An 11685-nucleotide genomic window follows, 5' to 3' on the forward strand; every position below is an offset into this window, starting at 1 on the left:
CACACTCGGCGGAGCGTCCTCCCCCGAGGGACCAGCTCAGCCGATCGTCACCGGCACGTCACAGCGCTAGCGCTGGTCGCCGACGAAACACCGCCCGGATGCCAGGACCGGCAGCACGGACGCCGAGACCGTCCCCTCGCGTACTTCGACGAACACGCAGCTCCCCTGCAGGAGACCGGCACCCTGGATCGCATCGACGTCCAGGCCTGTCGGGGTGCGGTCGATCGACACCTCGAGCGACTCCGGTACCGCAGCCGCATCGGTGAACCCCTGCGCCACGGCACCCCGGACCTGGTCGCTGGTGACCGACTCCTGGCCGCCTGCGAGCGCCCGTACGGCGGCCTCGACGGAAGCGGCGACCCTCGCGATGTCCGTCCCCGGCGCTGCCGGGTCGGCTGTCGAGGCGGGCGGTGCCGGAACGGCCGTGCCCTGGTCGGGCGGAAGGGACTCCGCGGCCTGGTCAGCCGTCGCGCTCGAGGACGTCCCGCGGCCCGCGTCCGTCGAGGGGGCGGAGCAGGACCCGAGGGCGAGGACGGCCACCGCGGCCGTCGCCAGGATCGAAGCGGTGGCGGCAGGACGCCGGCCGTGGATCCGGCGGTGCGGGGTTGCCGGGGCTGCTGTCATCACGAGCCCATCCTGCCATGCGCCCGAGTGCCCTCCCGGTCATCACGCCGCTCGTCGGTTGCGGCCCGCCGCTCGATCTCCCCGGAAGTGCTGGACGCCCTGAACTCCCCCGGAACTCCTCGGACCCACCGGACTCGAAGGACGTACCGTACGCACCGGAACTACACCCTCGCGGACGCATCAGCAACCAGCCTGCATCCGCTCAGAAGGGAACGGCTTCCGCCTCCGGGACGTGGTCGCGTCCGGTCCCGTGTCCGTTCGAGGCACCGTCCATCGAGGCACCATCGTCCACACCATCGACCTCGCCGTGTACTTCGCCGAGGACCTCGCTGTCGACCGAGCCGAAGTCCGACGCCGTGTCGTAGACCTCGCCCGTTGCGGCGTCCACACCCTCGGGCATGTCGTCGGCCGGGACACCCACCCCGTGCCCGTCGAAGCCGGACACGGGGTGGGCGTCGGATCGGTCGGCTGTCGTCCTTCTGTAGTTCGCCGTACCCCACATCAGGTCGTGGCCCACCGTGTCGGCGTCGATCTCCACGGAGGTGCCGGTCCGGCCGTCCGCAGTGCTCCAGGGTCGGATCTTCAGCCGCCCCGTGACGATCACGCGATCGCCCTTCTTGAGGCTGGCTCCGGCGTTGGTCGCGAGCTGGCGGAACAGCGATACCGAATACCAGTTGGTGTGCCCGTCCACCCACGTGTTGGTCTCCCGGTCGAGGCGACGCTCCGTGGTGCACATGCGGAAGCCGGCGATCGCGAGCCCGCTCTGCGCCGAGGTCAGCCGTACCTCCGTGGCGACGTAGCCCCGCACGGTGATGCTGTCAGTCATGATTCGTCCTTCCCTAGGTCACCAGGACGGCGGTGGGTGCCGGCCTCCAGCCAGTCTCGGCGGAATACGGCGGCGGCATCGCGGGAGGGGACGCTATGTTGACAACCGCTGGGCCGACAGGCGGAGGTGGCCCCGGCTCTGCATGACGGCGGCGGCCCGCAGCTGCAGGGCCGGTTCGAGGCCGCCGCGGACGCCGAAGGGCCGGACGCCCGGCGTCCGGCCCTTCGTGTGGTGCCCCCGGCAGGATTCGAACCTGCGACCAGAGGATTAGAAGGCCCCTGCTCTATCCCCTGAGCTACGGAGGCAGTTCCCCCAGTTTACTATGGGCACCTGCCACCGATCGGTACCGCCCGCCGGCGGCCTACTCCTCGGCGAAGCTCACCCGCAGTTCCAGGCGGTGCTGCCCGTCGGGGTCCTGCGAGTAGACCGCCTTGCCCGAGATGTTGCGCAGTCCCCCGGTGCCGGAGCCGGGGATAATGTGGCCCGAACTCGCGGCCTCGGCTCCCTCGGCGACCCCCCAGTGCTGGACGGTCATCGACCCGGTGCGATCCCCGACCGTCCCGACGAACTGTTCGGACGCCACGTAGCCGGCACCGATGTCGTTGCCGGCCATGAGGAGCTCGGCCGTGCTCGTCCCGCTGATCTCGCCCTCGAAGACCTTCTCGGCGCGCACCCGGGAGAGCTCACCCGTACTCCCGGGCTCGGTGTAGGGTTCGGCGTCCCAGCCGGTGATCTCGAACTCGCCGGTGTACGTCGTCGTTCCTGTTTCAATCATCTGCTCAGTATCGCCGCTCGGCGCCCGTCCCGCATGTCCGGTTTCGCTGACGAGTGCCCCGTTCGCACCCTCGCGGGGCCGGTCAGTGCAGCTGCCCCGGCTCCAGTGGACGGTATCGCCTGCGGAACAGGACCTTGGTCCGCGGGTCCACGAACACGAGATAGAGCGCGAATCCGAGGGCGACGACGGCGGCCACCTGACGCGCCATCATGAGGCTGAAGTCGAAGTACGGGAAGATGTCCAGCTGGTCGGTGATCGCGTAGACCATGAAGAAGGCGACCGTGAAGTAGAGAAACTTCACCTGCCAGTCGTCCCGGATACCGGTGACGGCGAAGAGCGGGATGAGCCACACCACGTACCAGGACTGGATCATGGGCGAGAGCAGCACGATCGCCGCGAAGGCGATCGCGAGCCGGCGCACGAGGCGGCTGTGGTCGCCGCGGAAGACCTGCAGCGCGATGATGGCCAGGGACGCCAGGCGCGCGAGGGTGTGGAAGCCGTTGGCGATGTCCCAGCCGCTCAGCCCGACGGCGTCGCCGAGCGTCGCGATGACGAGGCCGAGGAACCCGACCGGTGCGTACCAGATCCACACGCTGCCCGGCGTGCTGAGTGCCCCCACCCAGCCGAAGCCGAAGGTGTTGATGTACCCCATGACCGCCAGGACCCCGAGGCACAGGGCGGCGGTGAGGAACCAGTACAGGAAGCGCCGCGGCCAGGAGGCGCCCTTGCCCGCCCACATCAGTCCGATGAACGGCAGGAAGATGAGGGTGATCGGCTTGATGCCCACCGACAGGGTGATGAGCAGGATCCCGAGGACGGGTCGCCTGGTCGCGGCGAGGTACAGCCCGGCGAGTGCGAGGCCGATCATCAGGGAGTCGTTGTGGATGGCTGCCACGAAGTTGACGAGGAACAGCGGGTTGGCGACGGACAGCCACAGGGCGCGGTTCGGGTTGATGGAGTGCAGCTCCGCCAGCTTGGGGACGTAGTACACGCACAGGGCCACCCCGATGAGCGCGACGACCCTGAAGAGGATGATCGAGGTGTCGGGGTGCCCGCCCGTGATCCTGACGATGGCCTCCTCGATCCACAGGAACACCGGCCCGTAGGGCGTGGGGCTCTGCGCCCAGAGGTCGTCGGCCCCGATCTGCAGGTAGTTGGAGATCTGCGAGTAGCCGTCGACGTACGGATTGAGCTTGGCGACCATGACCTGGCCCTGCGCGATGTACGCGAAGACATCACGGCTGAACAGCGGCAGCGCGGCAGCGAGCGGGATGGTCCAGGCGATGATCGCCTTCATCAGGTAGGGCCTGGTGTCGTCCGACCACCCGTTCAGTCTCTGGCCCAGGCGGAGCCACGCCCGGATCAGGAGCATGCCGCCCAGCGCCAGGAGCAGCACCGACAGCACGGCCCCGGCAGGCTCGAAGCGGAGCCAGATGATGACGGGATTGCGCCTCAGCTCGGCGGAGGCGAGCGACAGCCAGCCGACGCCGAGGGACCCCATCCACATCAGCAGGGAACCGATGAACCCCTGCACGACCGCGACGTCGGGGCGGTGTGGGCCCGGCTGCGTCTCGACCTTCGTGAGCGGGACCTGGGCGGGCATCGGGGCGATTCCAATCGTCGGCAAGCAGGGGGTCGGCGTCGCACGCCCGTCGTCGCGGGCCGCCGGGGCGGCCTGACGGCGGACTCCGCGGTGCCCGTGCCGGAAGCGGCGGGGTCACCCAGATCTCCCCGCAGCCGTGAGCGAACTGTTCGAATATTAGCACCGGGCCCCTTCGCGGGTAGTGCACGCGCCGGTCCGCGCAGGCGCGCCGACAGGGTGCCGGGCTCACGCAGGGCGCCGTCGGTGACGGACGGTACATTGGTCGAATGCCGATATCGAATGACCCCATCGTCTGGATCGACTGCGAGATGACGGGGCTGGACCTCGTCAACGACGCCCTGATCGAAGTGGCCGTCCTCGTGACGGATTCCGAGCTCAATGTCCTGGGCGACGGCGTGGACGTGGTGATCAAGCCTCCCGCCGACGCGCTCGCGCACATGGGCGACTTCGTGCGGCAGATGCACACCACCTCGGGACTGCTCGAGGAGCTCGACGGCGGTATCACCATGGGCGAGGCGGAGCAGCAGGTCCTGGAGTACATCAGGACCTGGGTCCCGGAGCCGCGGAAGGCGCAGCTGGCGGGCAACTCCGTCGGCACCGACCGGAACTTCCTCGTCCGCGACATGCCGCTCGTCGTCGACCATCTGCACTACCGGGTCATCGACGTGTCCACCATCAAGGAACTCGCACGCCGCTGGTACACCCGCGCCTACTTCCAGTCACCGGCGAAGACGGGCGGGCACCGGGCCCTGGGCGACATCGAGGATTCGATCACGGAGCTGCGCTACTACCGCGCCGCGGTCTTCGTGCCCTCGCCGGGGCCGGACTCCGCCACCAGCAAGGCCATCGCGGGCACCGTCGCGGGTACCGTCGCGACCTGAGGCACGCCCTGTCGGGAGCACACCGAAATGTGTGTAAACTTGTATCCGCTGCCTGTCGCAGGCGGCCCGGATCGAGTTCGACCCGGGTTGTCCGGCCGAGGCACATGGTGGGTATAGCTCAGTTGGCAGAGCGCCTGGTTGTGGTCCAGGAGGTCGCGGGTTCAACCCCCGTTACTCACCCTCAGTTGCCGGGAGACATCCCGGCCGCAGATGCCGTCCCGGAGATCATCCGGGGCGGCATACGCATTTGCGGCCCCATCAAGCCCAGCCCCGGACGCCAGCCCTCGGTCTGCGCCCGCCGGCTGACAGCACCGAAGGACCAGACCATGGAACGCACAGTGTTCGACGAGGATCACGAGCTCTTCCGCGACGTCGCCCGCGAGTTCAACGAGCGCGCCGTCGCCCCCCACTACGCCGGGTGGGACCAACAGCACATGATGGACCGGTCGGTGTGGACCGCCGCCGGCGAACAGGGACTGCTGGGACTGGCGGTCCCCGAGGAGTTCGGTGGAGCCGGGATGCCCGACTACCGCTTCCGCGCCGTCCTGGACGAGGAGTTCGCACGCAGCAACCACCTCGCCGTCGGGCTCGCGTTCCACCTGCACGACGACCTCGTGCTCCCGCACCTGCTGGCCCACGGGTCGGAGGACCTGAAGCAGCGGTGGCTGCCCGGCATGGTCTCCGGCGAGATCGTGACCTCCTGCGCCTGGACCGAGCCCGGAGCCGGCAGCGACCTGCGGGGTATCCGCACCCGCGCCGTGCGCGACGGCGACGACTGGCTGATCACGGGCCAGAAGGTGTTCATCGGCAACGGCATCAGCGGTGACGCCTCGCTGGTGCTCGCCCGCACGGACGGCAGCACGGGCCGCGGGGCCAGTGACTCCTTCTCCCTGTTCATGGTGCGACGCGGCGAGGGCTACACCCCCGGCCGCCAGCTCGACAAGATGGGGCTGCGGGCCTCGGACACGGCCGAGCTGTTCTTCGACAACGTGCGGGTACCCGGGGCCGACCTCGTGGGCGAGGTGGGCCAGGGCCTGCGCTACAGCCTCGAGCAGATCCCCCAGGGCCGCCTCGGCATCGCCGTCGCCGCTGCGGCCCTCGCGCGGGCCACCTACCAGCAGACCCTGCGGTACGTGACCGAGCGCAGCGCCTTCGGGGAGCGCGTGCTCGACTTCCAGACCACCCGGCACGTGCTCGCCGATCTCCTGACCGAGATCGAGGTGACCGAGGCCTTCGTCGATCAGGCGGTCCTCGCCTTCAACGCCGGGACGCTGACCCCTACCGCCGCCGCGCAGGCCAAGTTGTGGGCGAGCGAACGCGCGAAGGCCGTCACGGACCGGTGCCTGCAGCTGCACGGCGGCTACGGCTACATCCTCGAATACCCGGTCTCGCAGGCCTTCCTGGCCGCGCGTCTGCTGACCATCTTCGGCGGGACCAGCGAGATCATGCGCGAATCCATCGGCCGGTCGATCGCCGACAGCCCCACGCAGAACAGGTAGGTCCCATGACAGTGCATCCCATCGTGATCTCGGGGGAACCCGTCCTCCACCGGCGGGCCCTGCCGGTCGAGTCCTTCGACGACGGACTGCGCACGCTCATCGCCGACATGTTCGAGACCATGGACGCCGCGAACGGCGTGGGGCTCGCGGCGCCCCAGATCGGCGTCGGACTGCGGGTCTTCGTGTACGGCATGGAGAACGACGACGACGTGGCGCCGCGTGGCGTGCTCGTCAATCCCACCCTCGTCACCTCCAAGGTCCCCGGATCCGCTCCCGACCCGGACGACGAGTCGGAGGGCTGCCTGTCCGTCCCCGGGGAGGCGTTCCCCCTCAAGCGTGCCGAGTGGGCGAGGATCACGGGCTTCGACGGCGACGGCGCTGCCGTCGAGTTCGAGGCCACGGGGTGGTTCGCCCGCTGCCTTCAGCACGAGTACGACCACCTGGACGGGAAGCTGTACGTCGACCGGCTCGACGCGCGCCAGTCGCGGAAAGCCCGCAAGAGCGTGAAGAACCACGGCTGGGGTGTTCCGGGCCTGACGTGGATGCCCGGCGTCGATCCGGATCCCTTCGGCCACTAGGGCCCGGGAGCACCGGACGCGCCTGGTACGCGCGACCGCGGTACACGTGCGCGACCGCTGCCGCGAAGGCTTCGGCCGGCAGCGATCAGAGGTTCTCGGCGACATCCAGCCGGCCGGGCGCGGGGACCTCGACGAGGTCCTCGAGGCGCCGGATGCCGCGCAGCGGCCCGAGCAGGGCGACGAGCGGCGCCAGGCAGGCGATGACAACGCCGACGAGCACCGCCTCGCGGATGCCGATCGTCTCCGCGAGGACGCCCGCCAGCAGGCTCGCGAGCGCGAGCATGCCCCAGCTCACCATGCGCGACGCCGCTCCGAGGCGCCCCATCATGTCGGGCGGGCACACCCGCTGGCGGAAACTCGTGCCCACCACGATGTTCCACGCGACGCTCGCGCCCATGACGAACAGGCCGATGACTCCCCAGAGCATCCCCCAGCCGGGGGCGAGGACCAGCAGTGAGGCGTAGCCGAAGACCCCGGGCACCATGGACCAGCGCCAGAGCGGCCCGGACCCGAAGTGCTTCCCCATCCAATGCGCCGTCGTGCCGCCGATCGCGCCACCCACCGAGGCTGCCGCCAGCAGCAACCCGAGCCACACCTCCGATTCCCCCAGCGTCCTCAGGACCAGCACCACCAGGAGCGACGCCGCGATGTTGCCGCCCAGGTTCCAGAGTGCCGCATTGAGCAGGATCGCGCGCAGTGGAGCTGTGCTGAAGGTGTAGCGCAGCCCGTCCCGCATCTCGCGGAGGATGTGCGGCCTGCTCTGCGGCTGCACGATCTCCTTCACGTCGAGCCGCTGGAGGGCCAGGAGGGACACCACCGAGGCCACCAGCTGCACGATCAGCGCATTGGATCCGCCCGCAGCTCCCGCGAGCCATCCGGCGACGGAACGGCCGGCGGCGTCCGCCGCGGCCCCGGCTCCGGTGATTAGGCCGTTGCCTTCCATCAACTCGTCGGGCGTCACCGCCTGCTGCACCATTGCGGCATCCGCGAGCTGGAAGAACACGGAGGCCAGCCCCGCGGTGAAGGCCGCCCCGAACAGGAGCGGTGTCGAGAGGAAGCCCAGCCAGAAGCCGAGCGGCAGGAGGGCGAGGGTGGCGATGCGGACGGCCAACGCCCACAGCATCACGGGGCGGCGGGGCAACCGGTCCACCCAGGTGCCGATCACCAGACCGAAGAGGAGCCAGGGCAGGAAGGTCATACCGGCCAGCGTGGCGACCGCGAAGTTGCTCGCCTCGAGTTCCACGGCGGCGATGACGGGAAGCGCCACCGCGGCGACGGCATTCCCCAGGACGCCGACCGTGCTCGAGATCATCAGGGAGCGGAAATTGGAGTTGCGCGCCAGCAGGTGCCCCTCCCCCGTACTCCCAGCGCTCATCCGATCACCCTAGCCGAGCGTGCGGACGAGCCCGGGGCGCCTCGAGGGGAAGACCCGAACGACTTCACTGCGTCTTGACGGACCCGGCGTGCCGTCCGATAATTCGTTGCCTACGGCACCGTCTGTGAAAGTTCCCGCGTTCTCCGTTGGCTTAGAGGCACCCCCGCAGATTGCCGACCCCACCGGAGAAGCGGAGAATGGATATCGGGAGTGGGTCCCGCGATCGTTCCCCCAGCAGTATCGCGGTCGACCGGCTCCCGAGGCGGCTATAGACGCCGGGCGGTCCCCCTACCTCTTGAGACCGGGTACGGGGGACCGCTTAAACCTGCCGGCCGGGCGTGCTTCCTCGCGGCGCGAGGGGAAGGTGAACGGGTCAGCCCCAAGCCCCAGCAGTAGGCCGACCCGTCCGTACCGTCGTGCTCATCGAGGAGACCCACGACGGTGATCACAGACTATTCGGGCGGGCACCGTTCGATGACGAACGACGCGCCGACGGCTTCGGGCCTGGGTCGAGGGATGGGTCGACCGATACGCCGGGTTCTGTCATCGTGCGCCGTTGCCGGCGCGCGAGTGGCGGCCATCCATCTACGAACGCCGTTGCCGACGCCCTCCAGCGGCCTACCCGTGCACTCGGGCGGGCAGCCCTGATGACGCGCACTGTCTGGCCTTGCTCCGGGTGGGGTTTACCGAGCCATGCCGGTCACCCGGCATGCTGGTGGTCTCTTACACCGCCTTTTCACCCTTACTGCCCGTCGCGGGCCGAAGCCTGCAGCGGGAAGCGGTCTCTTTTCTGTGGCACTGGCCTGCGGGTTACCCCGAGTGGGCGTTACCCACCACCCTGCCCTGCGGAGCCCGGACGTTCCTCGGTGGACCGGGTTGCTGCCCCGTCCAACGCGGCCGCCTGGTCGACCCATCCGTCGTCCATTCTAGTCGGGAGAAAGCGCCCGCCCGGACGGCGACGGGAGCGCCGCGCACATTGGGTAGGGTTGATCGGTGCTGATCCTGCTCCCCCCGTCCGAAGGCAAGTCCGTAGCCCGTCGCGGTAGCCCCGTCCACCTCGAGGACCTCCACTTCCCCGCACTCAACCCGGCCCGCAGGGCCGTGCTCGCAGCGCTGAAGGACGCCAGCGGCGCCGACGACGCGCACGCGGTCCTCGGCGTCGGCGCGTCCCTCGTGGAGGACGTGCAGCGGAACCTGGTGCTCGACGTCGCGCCCGCCGCTCCGGCGCACGACGTCTACTCGGGGGTCCTGTACGACGCCCTCGGCTACGCCTCGCTGACGCCCGGACAGAAGCGCCGCGCGCGGGAGCAGTGCGTCGTGGTGTCGGGCCTCTGGGGCGCGATCGCCTTCGGTGACCGGATCCCCGCCTACCGCCTGTCGATGTCGGTGGACCTGCCGGGCACGGGCCGCCTGGCCTCCTACTGGAAGGAACACCTCACCCAGCCCCTCGCGGATCGTGCGGGCGCCGGCCTGGTGGTCGACTGCCGCTCGAGCACCTATGCGGCCGCCTGGACCCCGCCGACGCGGCAGAGCGCCGCCGTCAACGTGTTCCAGGTGCGCGACGGCAGGCGGACGGTGGTGTCCCACTTCGCCAAGCACACGCGCGGGGAGTTCGCGCGCCACCTGCTCACCCGGCGGGGTACGGCCCCGGCGACCCCGGAGGCCCTGCTGGGAGCGGCCCGTGAGAAGTGGTCGGCCGACCTCCGACCTGCGACGGCGAGGAAGCCGGCCCAGCTCGACATCGTGCTCGACTGACGGTCGTCAGTCGGCGACCAACTCCACCTCGAACCCCTCGGCGTTCTCGAGGTATGCGGCGTAGTGCTCCGGTCCCCCCGCGAAGGGATGCCTGTCCGCGAAGAGCAGGGACCAGCCGTGACTCGCGGCGCGCCGCGCCAGCAGGTCCACGGCCGAGCGCGAGCCGGCGCGGAAGGCGAGATGGTTCACGCCGGGACGACGGCGTTCGTGACCCCCGTCCGCAACGTCCGGGCCGCTCTCCAGCACGAGGTAGAACTCGTCGGACCCGTAGCTGACGCCGTCCTTCCAGGACTCCTTGCGCGGGAAGCCGAGCCGCTCGAGCAGCCAGCCCAGGCTCGCCTCCGCCGCCGGGAGGTCCGTGGTCCACACCTCGAGGTGGTGGAGCCTGCCCGCCGGCCGCGGCGCCTCCGCCGGGGATCCGGCGGCCGCACCGGCGGGGGAACCGGCACCTGTCCCGGAACCTTGACCGGGTGCCGGGGCTGCAGGGGTGCGGGGCTTCCACGGGACGCCGGCCATGCCGGCGTCCATCGCCTCGTTGGACAGCCGGTCGGCGTCCTTGTTGCGCTCGCGCGGGATCCACTCGTAGGTGACGCGCCGAGGGTCGAGGACCTTGCGGGCCTTCGCTGCGAGCACCTTCATGTCGGCGTGCTTGATCTGCCACCGGCCCGACATCTGCTCCACGACGAGCTTCGAGTCCATCTTCACGTGGACGGTCGCCCGGGGGTTGATCTCGCGGGCGAGCTCCAGCCCGGACACGAGGCCGGAATACTCGGCCACGTTGTTGGAAGCCTTTCCGATGTACGCGGCCTTCTCGACGAGGATCCGCCCGGTCGAGGGATCGCGGACGAGGGCGCCGTACCCGGCGTGCCCAGGATTGCCGCGGGAGCCGCCGTCGGCCTCGACGACGAGGCGGGACGGCCCGTCCGCCGGATCCTCGTGCTCGGGGGTGTCGTTCTCATGGGGATCGAACAGTTGCTGGTGGTTCACGGCTACGCAGTGCCCCAGTCGCTCGAGCGGACGAGGATGCACCCCGAGTCGGGGCACAGCACGACGTCGTCGGGAGCCGCGTCGGCGATGTCGCGGAGGTCACCCGGGCTCAGCTGCATGCCCGAGCCCTCCGATTTGCCGTGGAAGAGCCGCGCAGCACCGACACCGCGCTTCACGAGGATCCGCTCGTAGAGGGCGAGGAGTCCGGCGTCGAAGGTGGACGCCAGCTCGTTGCGGCGGGCCTGGACGTCGGCGCGCTGCACCTCGATGTCGGCGAGTTCGAGATCGCGTGCCTCCTCGAGTCCGCGGAGTTCGGCCCGGACGGCGTCCGTGCGCTCCTCGACCTCGGCGCGGGCGGCGCGGGCGGCCTCGACGCGTTCCATGACGTCCAGTTCGATGTCCTCGAGGTCGGACCGCCGCTTGGTCAGCGTGCCCACCTCGTGCTGCAGCGCCGTGAGGTCCTTGGACGTCCCGGTCCCGCTGTTAAGGCGCTTCTCGTCACGCTCGAGGCGGGTCACCACGGACTGCACCTCGTCCTCGGCGCGTGTCAGTTCACGCTCGAGGTCCCCCAGCGCGGTGCCGGCCCGCACGAGCTCGGCGTCCACCTCGGCCACGCGCGCGGCGACGGCGGCGAGCGCGGGGTTCCCGCGGGCGGCGACGGCTTGGCGGGAGAGCTTGTTGAGGGTCGAGTCGAGGGCCTGCAGGTCGAGCAGGCGACGTTGTTCCTCGGGTGCAGCCTTGGCCACGGATTAACCTCCAGGGTCGGACGGATGGGGCTCGAC

Annotated in this window: 11 protein-coding genes, 2 tRNA genes and 1 other RNA gene; 5 read left to right on the forward strand and 9 right to left on the reverse strand. The window is 70.0% G+C overall.

What is annotated here, in order from left to right; genetic code table 11:
- Positions 1–66: 66 nt before the first annotated feature.
- The 5 genes from CI785_RS03995 to mptB form a co-directional block, all read right to left on the reverse strand.
- On the reverse strand, positions 67–624 hold the full coding sequence (locus tag CI785_RS03995) for a DUF6993 domain-containing protein (RefSeq protein ID WP_105030813.1): 558 nt from the start codon (positions 622–624) through the stop codon (positions 67–69).
- A gap of 202 nt (positions 625–826) precedes the next feature.
- The gene (gene ssb / locus CI785_RS04000; RefSeq protein ID WP_105030814.1) at positions 827–1450 is read right to left on the reverse strand and encodes a single-stranded DNA-binding protein; all 624 of its coding nucleotides are present in this window, start codon (positions 1448–1450) and stop codon (positions 827–829) included.
- Between the two features lie 229 nt (positions 1451–1679).
- Positions 1680–1755, reverse strand: a tRNA-Arg gene (locus tag CI785_RS04005).
- Between the two features lie 56 nt (positions 1756–1811).
- On the reverse strand, positions 1812–2225 hold the full coding sequence (locus tag CI785_RS04010) for a DUF3224 domain-containing protein (protein WP_105030815.1): 414 nt from the start codon (positions 2223–2225) through the stop codon (positions 1812–1814).
- A gap of 82 nt (positions 2226–2307) precedes the next feature.
- On the reverse strand, positions 2308–3828 hold the full coding sequence (gene mptB, locus CI785_RS04015) for a polyprenol phosphomannose-dependent alpha 1,6 mannosyltransferase MptB (protein WP_105030816.1): 1521 nt from the start codon (positions 3826–3828) through the stop codon (positions 2308–2310).
- A 266-nt stretch (positions 3829–4094) separates the two neighbouring features.
- Here mptB and orn point away from each other — a divergent pair, with 266 nt between their 5' ends.
- From orn to def, 4 genes are all read left to right on the forward strand, one after another.
- On the forward strand, positions 4095–4709 hold the full coding sequence (gene orn / locus CI785_RS04020) for an oligoribonuclease (protein ID WP_105030817.1): 615 nt from the start codon (positions 4095–4097) through the stop codon (positions 4707–4709).
- Positions 4710–4816: 107 nt separating this feature from the next.
- Positions 4817–4889 (forward strand) — tRNA-His (locus CI785_RS04025).
- 146 nt (positions 4890–5035) lie between these two features.
- Positions 5036–6208 carry an acyl-CoA dehydrogenase family protein gene (locus tag CI785_RS04030; RefSeq protein WP_105030818.1) on the forward strand — a complete coding sequence of 391 codons (1173 nt, stop codon included), beginning with the start codon at positions 5036–5038 and terminating at the stop codon, positions 6206–6208.
- Positions 6209–6213: 5 nt separating this feature from the next.
- Positions 6214–6786: a peptide deformylase gene (gene def, locus CI785_RS04035; protein ID WP_105030819.1), complete on the forward strand. Its 573-nt coding sequence runs from the start codon at positions 6214–6216 to the stop codon at positions 6784–6786.
- An 85-nt stretch (positions 6787–6871) separates the two neighbouring features.
- On the opposite strand, the gene CI785_RS04040 is transcribed toward def, so the two are convergent.
- Both CI785_RS04040 and rnpB read right to left on the reverse strand, forming a co-directional pair.
- On the reverse strand, positions 6872–8161 hold the full coding sequence (locus tag CI785_RS04040; protein ID WP_105030820.1) for an MFS transporter: 1290 nt from the start codon (positions 8159–8161) through the stop codon (positions 6872–6874).
- Positions 8162–8674: 513 nt separating this feature from the next.
- Positions 8675–9074, reverse strand: an RNA gene (rnpB, locus tag CI785_RS04045) — RNase P RNA component class A.
- Between the two features lie 80 nt (positions 9075–9154).
- Between rnpB and CI785_RS04050 the strand changes: the two genes are divergently transcribed.
- On the forward strand, positions 9155–9916 hold the full coding sequence (locus CI785_RS04050; protein ID WP_105030821.1) for a YaaA family protein: 762 nt from the start codon (positions 9155–9157) through the stop codon (positions 9914–9916).
- 6 nt (positions 9917–9922) lie between these two features.
- Here CI785_RS04050 and CI785_RS04055 read toward each other — a convergent pair whose 3' ends face one another.
- Positions 9923–10903, reverse strand: coding sequence for a reverse transcriptase-like protein (locus CI785_RS04055; protein WP_240614994.1), 981 nt, complete (start codon positions 10901–10903; stop codon positions 9923–9925).
- 2 nt (positions 10904–10905) lie between these two features.
- Complete coding sequence (locus tag CI785_RS04060; protein WP_105030822.1) at positions 10906–11649, reverse strand: zinc ribbon domain-containing protein; 744 nt, start codon at positions 11647–11649, stop codon at positions 10906–10908.
- Positions 11650–11685: the final 36 nt, after the last annotated feature.

The sequence above is a fragment of the Arthrobacter ruber genome (assembly GCF_002954225.1).
GTDB classification, from domain to species: Bacteria; Actinomycetota; Actinomycetes; order Actinomycetales; family Micrococcaceae; genus Arthrobacter_D; species Arthrobacter_D ruber.